14 protein-coding genes are annotated in these 17,484 nt (G+C 70.6%); 1 reads left to right on the top strand and 13 read right to left on the bottom strand.

Annotation, left to right across the window (positions count from 1 at the left end; all coding sequences use genetic code 11):
* Positions 1-2: 2 nt before the first annotated feature.
* The 5 genes from dut to EDC82_RS06070 all read right to left on the bottom strand — a co-directional run bounded on the left by dut (position 3) and on the right by EDC82_RS06070 (position 3,523).
* Positions 3-488 (bottom strand): dUTP diphosphatase, encoded by a 486-nt coding sequence (gene dut / locus EDC82_RS06090; RefSeq protein ID WP_038567848.1) that lies wholly within the window; start codon positions 486-488, stop codon positions 3-5.
* A gap of 2 nt (positions 489-490) precedes the next feature.
* Positions 491-787 carry a DUF4193 domain-containing protein gene (locus tag EDC82_RS06085; RefSeq protein WP_006945221.1) on the bottom strand — a complete coding sequence of 99 codons (297 nt, stop codon included), beginning with the start codon at positions 785-787 and terminating at the stop codon, positions 491-493.
* A gap of 99 nt (positions 788-886) precedes the next feature.
* Positions 887-1,765, bottom strand: a complete 879-nt coding sequence (locus tag EDC82_RS06080; protein ID WP_115296314.1) for an inositol monophosphatase family protein — start codon at positions 1,763-1,765, stop codon at positions 887-889.
* Between the two features lie 4 nt (positions 1,766-1,769).
* Positions 1,770-2,888 (bottom strand): ferrochelatase, encoded by a 1,119-nt coding sequence (locus EDC82_RS06075; RefSeq protein ID WP_074039178.1) that lies wholly within the window; start codon positions 2,886-2,888, stop codon positions 1,770-1,772.
* On the bottom strand, positions 2,885-3,523 hold the full coding sequence (locus EDC82_RS06070; RefSeq protein WP_006945303.1) for a trimeric intracellular cation channel family protein: 639 nt from the start codon (positions 3,521-3,523) through the stop codon (positions 2,885-2,887). Before EDC82_RS06070 ends, EDC82_RS06075 begins: the two co-directional genes overlap by 4 nt.
* Before the next feature lie 87 nt (positions 3,524-3,610).
* Between EDC82_RS06070 and sepH the strand changes: the two genes are divergently transcribed.
* Positions 3,611-5,326: a septation protein SepH gene (gene sepH, locus EDC82_RS06065; RefSeq protein WP_131940872.1), complete on the top strand. Its 1,716-nt coding sequence runs from the start codon at positions 3,611-3,613 to the stop codon at positions 5,324-5,326.
* Here the strand turns inward: sepH and EDC82_RS06060 are convergent.
* The 8 genes from EDC82_RS06060 to EDC82_RS06025 are packed head-to-tail and all read right to left on the bottom strand — an operon-like array spanning position 5,295 to position 17,430.
* Entirely contained in the window at positions 5,295-6,914 is a 1,620-nt protein-coding gene (locus EDC82_RS06060; RefSeq protein ID WP_006946905.1) for an MFS transporter, read from the bottom strand. The two genes, sepH and EDC82_RS06060, sit on opposite strands and share 32 nt — an antisense overlap.
* A gap of 6 nt (positions 6,915-6,920) precedes the next feature.
* On the bottom strand, positions 6,921-7,646 hold the full coding sequence (locus tag EDC82_RS06055) for a thymidine kinase (RefSeq protein ID WP_006946889.1): 726 nt from the start codon (positions 7,644-7,646) through the stop codon (positions 6,921-6,923).
* Positions 7,647-7,657: 11 nt separating this feature from the next.
* Positions 7,658-8,776: an alkaline phosphatase family protein gene (locus tag EDC82_RS06050; protein ID WP_131940870.1), complete on the bottom strand. Its 1,119-nt coding sequence runs from the start codon at positions 8,774-8,776 to the stop codon at positions 7,658-7,660.
* A gap of 8 nt (positions 8,777-8,784) precedes the next feature.
* Complete coding sequence (locus tag EDC82_RS06045; RefSeq protein ID WP_006946865.1) at positions 8,785-9,387, bottom strand: DUF5998 family protein; 603 nt, start codon at positions 9,385-9,387, stop codon at positions 8,785-8,787.
* Between the two features lie 41 nt (positions 9,388-9,428).
* Positions 9,429-12,101, bottom strand: coding sequence for a bifunctional GNAT family N-acetyltransferase/acetate--CoA ligase family protein (locus EDC82_RS06040; RefSeq protein ID WP_200829279.1), 2,673 nt, complete (start codon positions 12,099-12,101; stop codon positions 9,429-9,431).
* Positions 12,102-12,113: 12 nt separating this feature from the next.
* Entirely contained in the window at positions 12,114-13,463 is a 1,350-nt protein-coding gene (locus EDC82_RS06035; protein WP_160126195.1) for a sialidase family protein, read from the bottom strand.
* A complete protein-coding gene (locus EDC82_RS06030) occupies positions 13,460-16,468 on the bottom strand; it encodes a type I restriction endonuclease subunit R (RefSeq protein ID WP_131940864.1) in 3,009 nt (1,002 codons plus the stop codon). The genes EDC82_RS06035 and EDC82_RS06030 overlap by 4 nt, the downstream gene beginning before the upstream one ends.
* Entirely contained in the window at positions 16,465-17,430 is a 966-nt protein-coding gene (locus tag EDC82_RS06025; RefSeq protein WP_255569628.1) for a restriction endonuclease subunit S, read from the bottom strand. Before EDC82_RS06025 ends, EDC82_RS06030 begins: the two co-directional genes overlap by 4 nt.
* Positions 17,431-17,484: the final 54 nt, after the last annotated feature.

The following is a 17,484-nucleotide window of genomic DNA, read 5'->3' as shown; positions in this document are numbered from 1 at the left end:
GTTCACTTTCCCTCTCGCTGGGGCGCGCGCCCCGTGTCGAAACCACCGCTGGAGCCGTGGCCGGATTCACCGCGTTGCGTGCTCGTCAGCGATTCGACGTGCTCGAACACCACGGGCTCGACGCGCTGGATGACGAGCTGGGCGATGCGATCGCCGCGTGAGATCGTGAAGGACTCGCGCGCGTCGGTGTTGATGAGGTTGACCTGGATCTCGCCGCGATACCCCGAGTCGACGACGCCCGGTGCGTTGAGCACCGTGATGCCGTGGCGCGCCGCGAGCCCCGAGCGGGGGTGCACGAAACCGGCCCAGCCAGGCGGCAGTGCGAGCGCGACGCCCGTCGGGACGAGCGCACGGTGGCCGGGCGCGAGCGTCAGGCCGATGCGGGCACGCAGGTCGGCGCCCGCATCGCCGTCGTAGGCGTAGGCGAGCGGCTCGAGACCGGCGTCGAGCTGGAGCACCTCGACGTGCAGGGCTTCGGCGGCACGCATCCTCAGGCGCAGTCGCTGCAGACCGGCAGGCCGCCGTCTTCCTCGGCGAGCTGGCTGCGGTGGTGGACGAGGAAGCACTTGCTGCAGGTGAACTCGTCGGCCTGACGCGGCAGGACTCGGACGGACAGCTCTTCGCCGGACAGGTCGGCTCCCGGCAGCTCGAAGCCTTCGGCGTGCTCGGTCTCGTCGACGTCGACGCTGCCGGACGACTTGTCGGTGCGCCGGGACTTCAGCTCCTCGATCGAATCCTCGTTGACGTCGTCGTCGTTCTTGCGGGGGGCATCGTAATCAGTTGCCATCAGTGTTCTTTCTTCGCTACGTGCGTGAGGGTGGGCGAAGCGCCCCCATCACTTGATTCCCCGCTGTAACGCGCGGCTGAGCCATTTTGTGCCCGCATACTAACGCGCCGCGGGGAAAAGGCAACCGCGAAGCGCCTCGTGAATCTTCGGGGTCGACGCGACGGCCATGGTCTTACCCGCGGGTAGCCCGGGCATGCCGCTCATGAGAGCGCCCGCCTCGGTTGCGATGACCTGGCCTGCGGCCTGATCCCAGGCGTTGATCCCCGACTCGTAGTACGCGTCGAGAATGCCCTCGGCGACGAAGCACAGGTCGATGGCGGCCGCGCCGGCGCGACGCACGTCACGCACCCGCGGCAGCAGCGATGCGAGCATCTGCCCCTGCTCGCGGCGTTTGTCGGCCTCGTAGCCGAACCCGGTGCCGACGAGGGCAAGCTCGAGCCGCTTGCACCCGCTGACGGCGAGCGGGCGTCGCCGTCCCGCCCGGTCGACGACCTCGGCGCCCTGGCCGTGGCCCGCGACGTACGTGCGATCCAGCTCCGGAGCCGCGACGGCGCCCGCGACCGGCAGCCACGCGCCCTCGCGGGCGGTGTCGCCGACGCACACGGCGACGGAGACGGCGTAGAACGGGTGGCCGTAGAGGTAGTTGACGGTGCCGTCGATCGGGTCGATGACCCACGTCAGCCCGGACGTGCCGGCGCTCGCTCCGTCCTCCTCACCGAGGATGGCGTCGTCGGGGCGCGCCGCGGCGATGCGCGCGCGCAGCAGTTCTTCGCTGCGACGGTCCATGACGGTGACGACGTCGACCTCGCTCGACTTCGTGTCGGCGACGCCGAGCGCGTCGGGGCGTTCGTCGACGATGAGCTCGCCCGCCTCGCGCGCGAGGTCGAACGCGAGATCGCGCAACACGCGCACCGTCGCGTCATCCGGCACGAGGTGCGTCAGCGCGCCGAGGCCGTGCCCGCCGGCCTGTTCGCTCACCGCGTCAGTCCCGGCCGCACAGCGCCGGCTTCGCGGCGCGCAGGTTGGGGCAGCAGCCGGGTTCGCAGACGCTGGGTCGCGCCTCGCCGGGCCACGCGGGGTGCTCGGGCGATTCGCCGCGTGTCTCCGCGGCGCGTTCCTCGAGCAGGTCGACGAGGCCATGGACGAACTCGGGGTCGACGCCGACCGTCGGCACGCGACGCATCGTCAGCCCCAGGCGCTCGGCGGTCTCGGCGGCCTCGGTGTCGAGGTCGAACGCGACCTCCATGTGGTCGGAGACGAACCCGATCGGCGCGACCACGACGTGCGTCACACCGCGCTCGGCGAGGTTCTCGAGGTGGTCGTTGATGTCCGGTTCGAGCCACGGCTGCGACGGCGGGCCCGAACGCGAGCAGTACACGAGCGCACCTTCGAGCTCGCGTGACAGCGTCGCGTTGGCCTCCGAGAGGATCGCCGCGCCCAGCTCGTCATGCTGCTGCCAGTACAGGTTGCCGTCGCCGTCACCGGGGCCGGAGGTGTCGTCCATCGCGAGCGGGATCGAGTGGGTGACGAACACGACCTGCACCTGCTCGTCGGGCACGCCCGCGAACTCACGCAGGGCGTCCGTCACGAGGCGCGTGTTGGTGCGCGCGAAGCTCGGGTGCGTCGCGAACTGACGCACCTTGTCGATGCTCAAGGCGCCCTCGGGGACGCTGCCGTCCTCGGACAGCTCGTGCGAGGCCGCCGCGAGATCCTCACGGTACTGACGGCACGAACTGTAGGAGGAGTAAGCGCTCGTCGTCAGCGTGACGACGCGGCGCGCGCCGTCGGCGTACGCCTCGCGCAGCGTGTCGGCGAGGAACGGTTCGGAGTTGCGGTTGCCCCACACGATCGGCGTCGTGATGCCGCGACGCTCGAACTCGGCGCGCAGCGCCGCGATGAGGGCACGGTTCTGATCGTTGATGGGGCTGCGCCCACCCATGATCTCGTAGTGGTGCGCGACGTCGGCGAGCCGCTCGTCGGGGATGCCGCGCCCGGCCGTCACGCGGCGCAGGAACGGCATGATCTCGTCGGCCTTCTCAGGGCCGCCGAACGACGCGAGCAGCACCGCGTCGTAGGGCTCGAGGGCGTTCGCTTCGGTCATGGGCGATCTCCTGTTCGAAGGGGCTGCGGCGCGTTGAGGTCGAGGATGACGGCCACGATGCGCAGCACGAAGACGATGACGACGCAGCACCACAGTACGGGCACGCTGTAGTGGTGGCTCTCGTGGGCCACGACGACGAGGGACGAACCGAGCAGCGCCGGCACCGCGTACAACTCGCGGCGCAGCACCTCGGGGACCTGGCCCACGATGACGTCACGCATGAGCCCGCCGCCGACGGCCGTCAGCACGCCGACGAAGATCGACGTCGTCGCACCCATCCCGTACGACAGCGCCTTGATCGATCCGGCGACGCAGAACAGGGCGAGGCCCGCGGCGTCGAGGATGCGCACGAGGCGCGCGATGCGGCTCACCTCGGGGTGCAGGACGAACGCACAGATGCCGGCGAGCACGCAGACGCCCATGAGGCGCCAGTCGCTGACGCCGACGGGCGGCGTCTGGCCGATGAGCAGGTCGCGCAGCACCCCGCCGCCGAGGCCTGACATGCCGGCGAGGACGATGACGCCGAGTACGTCGAGGCGTTTGCGCACCCCGACGAGCCCGCCCGACAGGGCGAAGACGAAGACGCCGACGAGGTCGAGGACGAGCTGCAACGAGTGGCTTTGCGTGAGCACCATGGCAGGCGACACGCTATCGCGGGCGGGGCGGCCTCCCGGAATCGTTCGTGGGAGCATGGCAGGGTAACGCCCAAGGTCTGGTTACGGATGGAGTTCGTCGTGCAGGAATTGCGTTTGGTGGGGGTCGCGGAAGACGGGGCGAACCTCCTGCTCGCCGACAGTGACGGCGGGCGCTTCACCCTCGCCATCACCGACGAGTTGCGCACGACGATCCGGCGCGATCGTCGTGAGCCGGCCAGCGCCGACGGCCAGGCCAAGCAGGAGAACCCGCTGCGTCCGCGCGACGTGCAGGGCCTCATCCGCGGCGGCGTGCCGCTCGAGGAGATCGCCGAGCGCGCCGGCTGGTCGCTCGAGAAGGTGCAGCGCTACGAGGGCCCGATCCGCGCCGAGCGCGACTACGTCTCCGAACTTGCCCAGAGGGTGCAACTGTTCGGTCGCGGTGAGACGACGACGCTTCGCGAGCGCGCCGACCGCCGTCTCGCCGAACGCGGCGTCGAGGCCGAGCGCGTCGTGTGGGACAGCTGGAAGAACGACGACACGCACTGGACCGTCATCGTGCGTTTCCCCGCAGGCGGCCGTCAGCGCGAGGCGACGTGGCTGTTCGACCCGGTCAACCGCGCGCTGCGCACCGTCGACGACGAGGCCCGCTGGCTCGGCGGCGACGAGATCGCCGCGGCCGACGAGGACTCGCCGGAGCGTCAGAAGGCCGCCGCCCGCAAGGGCGGCGCCCGCACGCACCGTGACGCGCCCGTCTACGACGTCGAGGCCGAAGGTGGCCTCGCCGACGCCCAGGACCCGCACCTCGGTGCGCGCCTGTCACCCTCCGACCCGCGCGCCGGCGCCGGTGACCTCACCGCGTCGATGCGCGCACGTCAGGCCAGCCGCGGCCGTGGCCGCTCGTCGTCGCAGCGTTCGAGCGGCGGCGCGGGCACGACGTCGGCGACGTCACGGGCCACCCAGTTGCCGGCGTCGATGGCACCGACCGAACGCACCGAGCGCATCGACGTGGGCACGACTCCCCCGCCGCTGCCCTCTCACCCGCGTCCCGAAGAACTCAGCGAATCCGGCGACGAGTCGCGTGAGGCGCCCGTGAATACCGCTGGGGGCGAACGTGATTCGTCGGGTCGTGACGGCGGCGCCGTCACGAGCGATGCGGTGACGACGAGTGCCGCGGGTTCTGGTGCCGACGCTCGGGGCGTGACCGGCGCGAGCGACGACGACTCGCACGCCGGCGCGCAGAGTGACGACACGAACAGCGAGACGCCGCGCCATGAAGACGTCGACGAGGCGTCCGGCAAGGCCGCGCGCGGCTCCCGTCGTCGCAAGTCGCGCCGCCCGCGCGCCCGCGTCGAACAGGCATCTGTGCGTGGCGCACTGCGCGATGACGACGACGAGCACGACGAGTCGCTCTTCGGCGAACTGCCCGGCCACCACGACGGTGGCGACGTCTACGAGGACGATGCCATCGACGCGGAGCACGACGGCGAACACGAGTTCGATGACGTCGCGACCGACTCGTCCGCGGAATTCGACGACGAGGTAGCGGCACAGGCCGAGAACGAGTCTTCCGACGATGCCGAGATGAGCGCGTCGGCGGCCCACGAGGAAACCTCCGGCACCGACACCCGCGAAGCTGCGCCGACGAAGAACGACACCACATCGAGGGACGCGTCGTCGAAGGACACCTCGAAGGGCGCCTCGCCCGCGGTGCCGCCGCGCGCGAGTCAGAGCCGCAAGAGCTCGCGTCCGAGCGTGCCGAGCTGGGACGACATCATGTTCGGGGGCCGCGGCCCCAAGAAGTGAGGCGCGGACCGCGCCCTGCGTTCCATGCGACGACGAGTGCGGTCCACGTCAGCAGCACGACCGCGGCGGCGTACATGCCGATCGTCGCGTCGGTCGGGATGATGCAGGCGAAGATGCCGCCGAGCACCCACGCGAGCTGCAGCACCGTCTCCGATCGCGCGAAGGCGCTGGTGCGCACGGCCTCGGCGAGATGGTCCTGGATCAGCGTGTCGAGCGCCAGTTTGCCGAGCGCCTGCCCGAGGCCGGCGACGAGCCCGACGATGACGGCCGTCATGAGATCGAAGTGCACCGCGGCGACGACGACGGCCGCGGTGTCCGCGAGCAGGCACGCGAGGATGACGACGCGCGGCGCGAGCGCGCGCACGACAGCTCCGGCAACGGAACCGAGCGCGTTGCCGATGGCGGCGGCGCCGACGACGATGGCGAGCAGCGTCGTCACCTTGTCCTCCCACCCGGGCAGCGGATGGGTCTTCATGAGGAACGCCATGAACATCGTGAGGAAGCCGCTGACCCAGCGCAGCCCGGTGTTCGTGCGCAGCGCAGCGACGACGGCGGGCGGCATCGTCAGCTTCGGGGCGCGCAGTGAACCGTCGTGGCGGTCGGAGTCGATGTTCGCCGGCAGCAGGATGGCGAGGATGGTGCCGAACACGAACAGCAGGAACGCGGCGCGGAACGCCCACGTCGCCCCGAACAGCGCGGCCGCGCCACCGGCGAGCGGGCCACCGATCGTCGCGCCCGTGACGCCCGCGAGGCTCATGCGGCTGTTGGCGCGCACGAGGGTCATTCCGTCGGGCAGCAACCGCGGCGTCGCCGATGATCGGGTGACGATGTAGGCCTTGCTCGCGACGAGGATGGCGAGCGCCGCGGGGAACTGCCAGACGGAGTCGCGTTCGATCGCGTCGGCGAGCACCCAGCACAGGAAGCCGCGCAGCGCGAACGTCGCACCCATCGCCCACCGACGACCGTGACGATAGCGGTCGAGCAGCGGTCCGACGAGGGGCGCGACGATGGCGAACGGCAGCATCGTGAGCACGAGGAAGAGCACGACGTGGCTCTTCGCCTCCCCCGGCTGGGCGGAGATGAACAGCGTCCCGGCGAGTCCGACGGTGACGGCGGCGTCCCCGGCGTTCGACAGCGCGTGCACCTCCATGAGGCGCCCCAGGCCGCTCTCGCCGGCGCCCTGGGCGTTGCTCGCGCGCCGGGCGGCGCGCAGGGACGCCTTCGTCGCCCCCGCGCTCAGGCGAGCAGCACCACGCACGCCCTGGCCGGCGAGGCGCCCCGCGGCGAGTGCACCACCGGCCATGCGTCGGGCGTTGTCGGATGCGGACGTTCCGGCCGTGCCCTGGGTGGCGTCAGGCGCCGGGCCGTCTGTCTCGTCGCCTCGATTCGATGCAGCCGCGCGTGCGAGCTCGCGCGTCTCGTCCAGCTCGCGGGCGTCACCGCGCGCGGTCGTCTCGTCCCACCCGCGGGTGTCATCGTCCGCGGCGGGTCGTCCGGCGCGCCAATTCGGAGCGTACGAACCGCGCGCCCAGTACGGCGTCGTGTCGTCGGCGTCGTCGTCTCGAGGGCCGGAGCCTGGCGTGGACATGGCGACTCAGGGGCCTTCGTGTGCCGTCGACGATTCGCCCGCAGGCTCGGACGCGACGAACGTCGAGGCGGGCACCGGGCAGACGTCGAGGTCGAACGGCATCTGCTGCGCCCCGATCGTGCGCGCGGCATGTGACGTCATCCGACGCATGAAGTGGCGCCGGCACAGCACCTCGTACTCGACGAGCGGCGTCTCGCCCTGGTCGCCGGTGTCGCCGACGACGACCTGCTCGCCCTCGACGACCATCGTGCCGTCGACGACGCGGGCGTTGTGCGTCGCGCGCTTGCCGCACCAGCACAACGCCTCGACCTGCAGCAGCTGCGTGCGGTCGGCGAGTTCGAACAGGCGACGCGAGCCGGGGAACAGTTGGGTCTTGAAGTCGGCGGTGATGCCGAATGCGAAGACGTCGACGTCGAGTTCGTCGACGACGCGCGCGAGCTGATCGATCTGCTCGGGCTCGTAGAACTGCACCTCGTCGGCGATGACGTAGTCGAGCTCGCCGAGGGTGACGCGCGCGGAGACGGCGAGATCCCACAGGTCGAGGCCGGCGTTCACCTCGAGGGCCTCGCGGCGCAGGCCGAGGCGGGAGGAGATGACGGCCTCACCGGCGCGGTCGTGCTGGGTGAGGACGACGCCGCGACGGCCGCGCGCGGCATGGTTGTGATCCATCTGCAGCGCCAGCGTCGACTTGCCGCAATCCATCGTTCCGGTGAAAAACACGAGCTCAGCCACGGTCAGTCACCCTAGCGCGCGCCGAGGTGGAGGAACGGCACGTCGAGTTCGTCGGGCGTCATCGCACCGTGCTGGCCGAGCAGCGTGAGCACGCGGTCGCTCATGACACGCGAGTCGACGTACCCGCGCGCGCTCGTGACGGAGACGACGACGTCGCCGAAGCGTCCGGCGGTGGCGGGATCGAGCGCGCCGACCCAGCCTGCGTCGGCGAGCTGTTCGCGGATGAAGACGTGTCCTTGCGCGCCGATCTCGGCGCGCCAGCGCGATTCGACGTCCGCGAGCGCCCCTGGCTCGACGTACAGGTGCAGCGCGCGCATCTCTCCCCCGACGCGTCGGACGCCGTCGCGCAGGTGCGGCGTCGTCGCGATGTCGACGCGCGCGTCGAGGGGGACGTCGACCATGCCGTGGTCGGCGGTCAGCGTGAGCGATGTGCCTGCGGGGCGCCCGAAGTCGAGGCGCGCCATCGCGTCGTCGAACACGGCGAGCTCGTGCGCCCACTGCGGCGAGCCGACGCCGTGGACGTGGCCGGCCTTGTCGATCTCGCCCCAGTAGAGGTAGACGAGTCGGTGACCGCGCCGGGTGGCGGCCAGCGCCGCGTCGACGCGGTCGTCGAGCCCCTCGGCCGGGTAGAACGTCGCGCCGCGCAGGGCGGCGTTCGTCAGGCCCGAGCCGTCGAAGTAGCCGGGTCCGATCATGGCGGGACGCAGCCCGGCGGCGTCGGCGCGTTCGAACACCGTCGGGTTCGGTTGCCACGCCTGCGGATTCGGCCCGTCCTTCCACGTCAGCTCGTTGAACACGCGCCCCGTCGCGGGGTCGACGACGAGGTAGCCGGCCAGGCCGTGCGCACCGGGGGGCAGGCCGGTGCCGAACGTGCCCATCGACGTCGCCGTCGTCGTCGGGAAGCCCGCGGCGAGGGTCTGCATCCGCTCGAGGTGCTCGCGCAGGAACGGTGCGTGCGCGCTCTGACGGCGCAGCAGCCGCGCGCCCAGCCCGTCGGCGAGGACGACGATCGCCGCGCGCGCCTGCGGCAGCTTGCGCCCGGCCCCCGCGAACGCGACGGGGTCGAGGCTGCGTGCCACGGACGGCAGCACACCGGCGAGCCCGTCGGCGTCGTAGCGGGGAGCCTTCATCGCGGGCGTCAGCGGGCCGCGGAGCCGACGACGGCCGACAGGGCGTGAGCGAACGTCATCGCCTGCTGCAGGTGACCCTCTCCCTCGGCGTCGGCGGAGATGCGTAGGCTGATGTCGTCGCCGGTGATCGTGCCGTCGTAGCCGTGGTCGGCGTCGCAGTTCGGGTCGCCGCACGTCGCGGGCAGCAGGTCGATGCGGCTGATCGTGCCCCAGCCGATCGTCAGCGTCACCTCGCGCCCGAGGCTGCCGGAGCGGTAGCGCTCCGGGGAGGTGACGACGTGCGTCAGCGTCACGCCGCGCACGAACGACAGCGCGACCGTCTCCGACGTCGCCGTCACGGCCTGACGCGTCGAGCGCACACCCCCGGCGGCTGAGTCGTCGTGGTCGTCGGCGTGAACGATGACGAGCTTCGTCGGCGTCAGCACGAGCACCGTGATGTGACGCAGCAGTTCGTCCTGCTCGAAGGTCGTCTCCACGTGCACGAGGTGCTGGCGCACCTCGTCACCGGCGAGCGCGGTGGCCACGACGTCGCGCACGAGCGCGGGAAAATAGCCGGCCTCGTCGATGGCACGAGCGAGGTCGGCGGGAAGGTTCTGAGCCATGCCTGCCATCATCCCATCCTGCGGCCCGCGCTCGCCTCTGGAGGGCGACCTCACGTCATGGCCCGTCGGCCCGAGTCCTGACGCAGCGACGCGGGCGCCAGCGTGATGCGCGCGCCGAGGACGTCGAGGCCGCCGGGGTGCGTGCTCACCGGGTTGAGTTCGAGGTGGGCGATCTCGGGGTTCTCGTCGGCGAGCACCGACACCCGCGCCACGAGATCCTCGATGGCGGCGCGGTCGATGCCGCGCCCGCGACTGCCGTCGAGCAGCGGCCACGCCTTGATCGAGCTGACGAGTTCGCTCACGTCACCGGTCGTCAGCGGCGGGTTGCGGTAACCGACGTCGTCGAGCAGGTCGGTCGGCGGGCCGGAGACGGAGAACGAGACGACGGGACCGAACAGCGGATCCTCGACGCTCGTGACGGAGCAGCCGATGCCGGGGGTCGCCATCTTCTGCACGACGAACTGATCGGGGCCGTACTCCTCGAGACGCTCCGCGAGCGCCTCGTAGGCCTCGACGACGGCGAGCGGCGAGCGCAGGTCGGCGCGCAGCGCGCTCGCGACCTGGTGACGCACCTGCGGCGCGATCGACTTGACGACGACGGGGAAGCCCAGCTCCTCGGCCGCGTCGACCGCCTCCTTGGGCGAGCGCGCCGGAACGGAGGGCCACACCGAGATCTTGGCGAGCGCGAGCAGCTGCGCGGTCTCGTCGGCGGTGAGCTCCCGCCCGTCGGGCGATTCGGCCATGATCGAACGCACCATCTCGTGCACGCCCTTGCGGTCGATGCCGAGCGGCGCGACGGGTTCACCGCGATCGCGCCCGCGCCACTCGGCGTAGTTCGTCGCGGCGGCGAGCGCTCGCACGCCGTCCTCGGGCATCGGGTAGGAAGGCACGATGCGCGTCGAGCCGTCGGGCGGGGACGCCGACAGGTCGTCGCTCACACCGTCGATGCCGAGGAACGTCGTGACGCAGGGCTTGTCGTACTGCGCGCTGACGGCGGCGACGGTGCGCGCGACGTCACGCCCGCCCGTGATGAGCGGCGGGATGAAGCTCGCGACGACCGAGTCGACGTTCTCGTCCTCGAACGCGGCGACGAGCGCGTCACGGAACGCGTCCTCACTCGCGTCCGCGGCGACGGCGACGGGGCCGCGGGTGACGTCGAGCTTCCAGCTCAGCGCCGCGTCACCGCACAGCGAGCCGAGCGCGTCGGAGTTGGCGACGACGGCGACGCGCCGCCCCTTCGGCAGCGGCTGGTTGACGACGAGCTGCGCTACGTCGAAGAGTTGGTGGACGTTGCCGACGCGGATGACGCCGCTCTGGCGCAGCATCTCGCGGAAGGCACGCGGAGGCGTTCGTGTCTCCCGGACGCGGTGCCCGGGCGGGCGTCCGAACGCGGAGACCTCGGACTTCACGACGACGACGGGTTTGCGCAGCGCGAGCTGCCGCGCGATACGCGTGAACTTGCGCGGGTTGCCGACCGATTCGAGGTAGAGGCCGACGGCGTGGGTGTCGTCGTCGTCGATCCAGTACTGCATGAGGTCGTTGCCGGAGACGTCGATGCGGTTGCCGGCGGAAGCGAAATCGGACAGGCCGAGGCCGCGCCGTCCGGCGCTCGCGAGCACGGCGATGCCGAGCGCGCCGCTCTGCGCGAACAGCCCGAGGTGGCCGGCGGGCGGCATCTCGTAGGCGATGGAGGCGTTGAGGCGCGTGTCCTCGCGCGTGTTGATGAGCCCGAAACTGTTCGGCCCGACGACGCGCATGCCGTGTCGGCGGGCCAGCGCGAGCAGCTGGGCCTGACGCTCGGCGCCCTCGGGGCCCGACTCGGCGAACCCTGCGGAGACGACGAGCAGCGCTCGCACGCCCGCGCCGCCGCACTCGGCGACGACGTCGAGCACCTTCGGAGCCGGCACGGCGATGACGACGAGATCGATCGGTTCCCCGATCGCGCTGATCGAGGGCACTGTCGGCAGGCCCTCGATCGTCTCTGCCTCGGGGTGCACGACGTGGAGCGTGCCGCGGTAGCCGCCCTCGACGAGGTTGGCGAGCACACGACCGCCGACGGAGCGTCCGTCGCGCGAGACGCCGACGACGGCGATCGACGACGGGTTGAGCAGCGCACGCACCGACTGCGACTCGGCGCGCTGCTCGCGCGCGAGGCGCACGGCCTGCGACTTCTCGTTGGGCTCGATCTCGAAGCGCACGGAGATGACGCCGTCGTCGAAGTTGCGGCTGACGTCGTAGCCGGCCTCGGTGAAGACCTGGATCATCTTGCGGTTCTGCGGCAGCACGTCGGCGACGAACTCGGCGACGCCGTTCTCGGCGCCGATCGCCGCGAGATGCTCGAGCATGACGGAGCCGACGCCGCGGCCCTGGAAACTGTCGGCGACGTTGAACGCGACCTCGGCGCTCGTCGCGTCGCGCCCTCCGAGGCGGTCGTAGCGGCCGATGCCGATGATGTCGTCGGCAACGGTCGCGACGAGGGCGACTCGTTCGACGTAGTCGACGTGCGTGAAACGGCGCACGTCACGATCGCTCAGGCGCTTGATCGGGGCGAAGAAGCGCAGGTAGATCGATTCCTCGCTCTGCGCGGCGTGGAAGCGGTGGATGCGTTCGGCGTCGTCGGGGCGGATGGGGCGCACGTGGGCCACCGAACCGTCGCGCAGGACGACGTCGGCCTCCCACTCGCGGGGGTAGTCGGCCGGGATGCTGGGCTCCACATCGCTCATGTCGTCATTCAATCACCGTGCGCCGACAGCGTGGCGTGACCAGTGCACGCCGTCGTCGGCGGAGGTCCAGATGTCGCCGTCATGGCGCGTGACGGCGGCGACGCCGGGCTGGCTCGCCTGCAGGGAGTCGAACCCTCCCGGGCTGGGGCGCGACGTCGGGGAACCCTCCGTCCACGACGCGCCGCCGTCCTTGCTCGCGGCGACGGCGATGTCGCTGAGCGATCGCGTCGTGCCGTCGAGGGCTTCGCGTGGGCCGCCGCTGACGGCGACGACGTGTGTCGGATCCTTCGCGGCGATCGTCACGTGCCCCTGCGTGGGCAGTGTGAGGTTGCCGGCGCCGACGAGCTGCCACGTCGCGTCGCCGTCGACGCTCGTGACGGTGGAGTAGCTCGTCGAGCGGGACGTGACGACGGCGTCGCAGACGGCGACCATCCGTGACGTCGCGCCGAGGCCGGTCGCCGCTTCGATCGTCTTGCCGTTGCACGCGGGCGGGGTCGACAGCGGCGTGAGGGCGTCGCCCGTGAGTCGCCACGCGCCGGAGGCTTCGCCGCCGCTGCGTTCGGCGTGCGCGAGGACGAGCAGGTTCTCGCCGGCCGTCACGATGCCGGCGTCGCTCACCTCGCCGGGCGGCGTGACGCCCGCGACGGCGTCGGTGACAGCGGGCGTGCGGCCGGTGCCGATGCGGGCGACCTCGAGGCGTCCGGTGCAGCCACCTTGGATGCAGCTCGCGGCGGTGAGGGCGTGGGCCTGGCCGTCGTGAACGGCGACGTCGAGAACGCTGACGCCGGGGTGCTGCACCTGCGTGAAGCTGCGACCACCGTCGTGGGTGACCCACAGGTCGGAGCCGAACAGGTACCCGGTGCGCGCGTCGAGGAAGCGCAAGTCGCTGATCGCGCCGGCGGGTTGGATGAGGGGTTGCGCGTCGCCCTGCGCGGACGACACGTCGGCCTGCGTGAAGGAGTGCACCTGCTGCCAGGTGCGGCCGCCGTCCTGGGTGCGCAGCAGGGCCGGGCAGGGTGTGCCCGCGCACGTCGTCTGCGCGAGCGCGAACTGGGTTTGGCCGAAGCGCGCTGACAGCGCCCACACGATCGACGACGTCGACGCCGGCGTCGCGGCCTGCGCGATCTCGACGTTCGGCGACGAGCCGGACGACGGCTCGGCCGCCACGCCCCCGCCGACCGGCTCGCCGGCGCGAACGGTGCCCGGGCGCAGCGGGTCGCGGACGATGGCGCGCGCGCCGTAGATGACCGCAACGACGCCCAGGGCCGCAAGCACGAGCGCGAGCGCCGCCCGCATGCTTGGCGAGCGGCGCAGTCGATGCCACCGGTCGGCCGTGGACGGGCGCCGGCCTTGCCCGCTCACCCCACCATCTCCCGTCGGAACTCGTCGTACGTGCCGGCGAGATGGCCGATCAGCGCCCGCTTGAGGCCCGGCTTCTCGAAGTAGGAGTTGACGAACTGCTCGTTCGCGTCGTGCCGTTCGAGCATGACGTCGGCGAGCAGTTGTTCGAGCACCAGCTCGAAGGCGGAGCGGTCGTTGTACTGCGCGACGACGCGCAGGCGGTCGTTGTCCTTGACGGCGGCCCATTGCTGGTCGATCCAGATGCGGTCGCCCTCGCCCAGGTCGGCGCCGAACTTATCGTTCATCGCCTCGATGAGCGCCGAGAGCTTGTCCTTCTCCGGCTCGTTCTGCGAGCCCTTGCCCTCACCGGGCAGTGCGACGCCCGCCTCGTCGCTCGCCTCGAGCCCGATGTCACCCTCGTGCGAGACCGACAGCCGCAGGTGCGTGAGCTGCACGGCCTTCGACAGCTGCGGCATCGGGTCGCTCTCGCGCTGCGGCAGGTCGGCGAGCAGCAGCTTGCCGTAGAGGAACAGCCGCTCCAGCGACGCATCGACCCACGGCATGACCTGCGCGAGAAACGCGTACGCGCGCACGAACTGTTCGAGCGTGCTGCGGAACTCCTCGGCCGTGTCGTCGTCGAGCGAGATGAATCGCCCGACGGCCGCGCCCACGTTCGCGTAGATGGCGGGCTGCTTCGCGTCCGCCCCGTCGAGCAGGGCGACGACGGCCGCCTCCATCTCGGGGAGCGACAGCACGCCCGCCGATTCGAGGTCGTGCTGCAGCGTGTAGAGGATGTTCGGGTCGGTCGGTGCCGCGAACGACTGCTCGTAGAACGGCGCGAACGCGTCGCGGATCTCGTCGACGGTGTTCGCGAAGTCGAGCACGAACGTGTCCTGCTTGCCCGGCCGCGTTCGGTTGAGCCGCGACAGCGTCTGCACCGCCTTCACCCCGGCGAGCTTCTTGTCGACGTACATGGTGTGCAGCAGCGGCTCGTCGAACCCGGTCTGGTACTTCTCGGCGACGACGAGGAACTTCGCCGCGTCGTCCTCCTTGAACCGCTTGGGTAGCTGCGATTCGGCGAAGCCGTTGATCGACGCCTCGGTCAGCACGACGTCGGGCGCCGCGTCCTCGGTGACGGTGCCGGAGAACGCGACGAGCGCGCGCAGCGGCCGAGCGCCCGTGTCGTAGCCCATGCGTGCGATGTAGCGCGCGATGGCCTCCTGCGTGCGCACCGCGTGCAGGCGCGAGCGCGTCACGACCATCGCCTTGGCCCGGCCGTCGATCTTGCTCATCGTCTTGGCGCGGAAGTGCTCGACGATGATCTCGGCCTTCGCGTCGAGCTCGTACGGGTGCAGCGACGCGAACCGGGCGAGCGCGGCGCGGCCCTTGCGGGTGTCGAGGTCGATGTCGTCGCGCGGCTCGGTGTTCGCCAGACGGTAGTAGACGTCGTACGTCGTGTAGGAGGCGAGCACGTCGAGGATGAAGCCCTCGTCGATGGCCTGGCGCATCGAGTACGTGTGGAACGGGCGGTAGTCGCCGTCGGCGTCCTTCTCCCCGAACTGTTCGAGCGTCTTCGGTTTCGGCGTGGCCGTGAACGCGAAGAACGACAGGTTCGTGCTCTTGCCGCGTTGCTTCGCGGAGGCGAGCAACGCATCGTTCGCCTCCTCGGCTTCCTCCGCTTCGGCCTGCGCAGCTTCCTCGGCCTCGAGCCGGTCGTCGCCGCGTAGGACGCCCTTGAGCTTCTTCAAGCCGTCGCCGCCAGTGGAGCTGTGCGCCTCGTCGACGATGACGGCGAACCGCTTGCCGGCCACCTCGCTCGTCTCCCCCTTGGCGGCGGCCTTCTTCGCGAGTTCGACGACTACGGGAAACTTCTGCAGCGTCGTGATGATGACGCGCGCGGCGTTGCCTTCGAGCGCGCCCTTGAGCTGCGCGGAGTTCTTGTCGATGCGCACGATCGTGCCGGGCGTGTGTTCGAGGCCGGCGACGGTCTCCTGCAGCTGACGGTCGAGCACCGTGCGGTCGGTGATGACGACGACCTTGTCGAAGATCGGCGTGTCGTCCTCGCCGTGCAGCCGCGAGAGCGAGTGTGCCGTCCACGCGATGGTGTTCGACTTGCCCGACCCCGCCGAGTGCTGGATGAGCCGGTCGACGCCCGCGCCGTCGCGGCGGGTGGCGTCGAGGATCGAGCGCACCGCGTGCCACTGGTGGAAGCGTGGGAACAGCACCGTGCCGTCGCTGACGTGCAGGAACGTGCCGAGCAGGTCGAGCCACGCGTCGCGCTGCCATACCTGCTCCCACAGGTAGGCGCTCTGGTAGCCGCCGCTCGCGGGGTCGACGGGCGGGTTGCCGGCGCTTCCCGGGTGGCCAGGGCCCGCGGAGCCCTGGTTGAAGGGCAGGAAGCGCGTCGCCGCGCCAGCGAGCCGCGTCGTCATGGCGACGGCGTGCGGGTCGACGGCGAAGTGGACGAGCATGCGGCTCGCGAAGATGAGGTCGGCCGGGTTGCGGTCGCTGCGGTACTGCGCCATCGCGTGCTCGATGCCCTGCCCGCTCAGCGGGTTCTTCAGTTCGGCGGACGCGACGGGCAGGCCGTTGACGACGAGGGCGAGGTCGAGCGAATCGCGCGGGTTCGACTCGGAGTGGTGCAACTGACGCACGACGCCGAGCCGGTTCGCGTCGTACCTGCGCTGCATCTCGTCGTTGAGCCCCGAGGCGGGCTTGAAGTAGCAGAGCTTCACCGGCACGCCGGAATCCTTGACGCCGTAGCGCAGCACGTCGAGCGTGCCCCGGTGGTCGACCTGCTGCTGCACGACGGTGACGAACTTCTCCCGCGCCGCAGACTCACCGCCGTGACGCGTGACGAGCTGCGCCCACGCCTTCGGCTGCGACGCCTCGACGAACGCGATCACCTCGTCAGGAAACAGGCCGCGCTTGCGGTCGTACGTCGTCGGATCGACGCTCACCCACCCCGCACCGAGCAGGTGCGCCTCGATGTTCGCCTCGAACACCTTCTCCTGCGTGACGGTCATGCCTGCTCCCCAGGGATTCGTGTCGAAGCCGTCGTCACGTCGAACTCACCCGTGACGGCGGCCGTGATGAGGGATTGCTTGTATTCGGTCAGGCGCGCGATCGACATCTCACTGGTGTCGCGAGCAGCCGACACCGCGCGGCGCGACACCGACAGGCCGTGCATCAGGCGAAGCTGCTCCGCGCGCTCGGGGAACGGGAAACGCGTCGCCCGGAGCTGCTCGTTGGTGAGATGGCCTATCGTCGACTGCCCGTTCTCGACGGCGAAAACGTTGAGGTCGACGCACACGCGCAGGCATTCCAGGAGCCATTCCGGTGCACTGCGCCCACGCGTACGCGCTCGATGAAGCGCCTTTTGGAAACCCATCTCCTCGATGCGGCCGTCCCACAAGGCGGCGCGTCCCGGCTGCCCCCCTTCGCAGATCAGGAGGTCGCCGGCCTTCACGGAGTAGCGATCGAACTCGTGTGGGGCGATGTCCATCGACTTCAGATCATCGACCTCGATGACATCCCATTGCACGTTGGTGTTTCGCAGATAGCGCACCGGGTGGTCCCCCGTCTGGCGGGACTCATCAAGCATCTTCCCGAGCTCGACCTCGAATTGACTTCCAACCGTCAGGACTGGCCAATCCACCGGCACGGTAGGTGTCCACGTCAATGCGCTCGGCCGGCGATCGACCTCATGCGCGCCAACCACCGCTTCGTAGGACAGACGCGCCGCCAGAGCGTCGAGCTTTCGAATCTGCTGTTGGCGCGCAGTGATGATCTGGTCGATGCGGGCGACGCGATCATCAAGGAAGTCCGCGATTCGCTGCTGCTCGTCGAGCGAACGATTCGGTACTCGAAAATCCAGGAGATCGTCCACAGTCACAGCCTGGAAGGTGGATCCCGTGCCGCGAGACTGCAAGTCAACCCGGAGCGCCTCCATGCACCGGTATATGAACCGCGAATCGGCACCGCTTATGACGCGGATGGCAGCAACGCCACGGCCGATTCCAATTCCCGATCACACCAGTTG

The organism is Dermacoccus sp. SAI-028, assembly GCF_004346775.1.
Classification (GTDB): Bacteria; Actinomycetota; Actinomycetes; order Actinomycetales; family Dermatophilaceae; genus Dermacoccus; species Dermacoccus nishinomiyaensis.
This window is presented reverse-complemented; position numbering and strand designations above follow the sequence as displayed.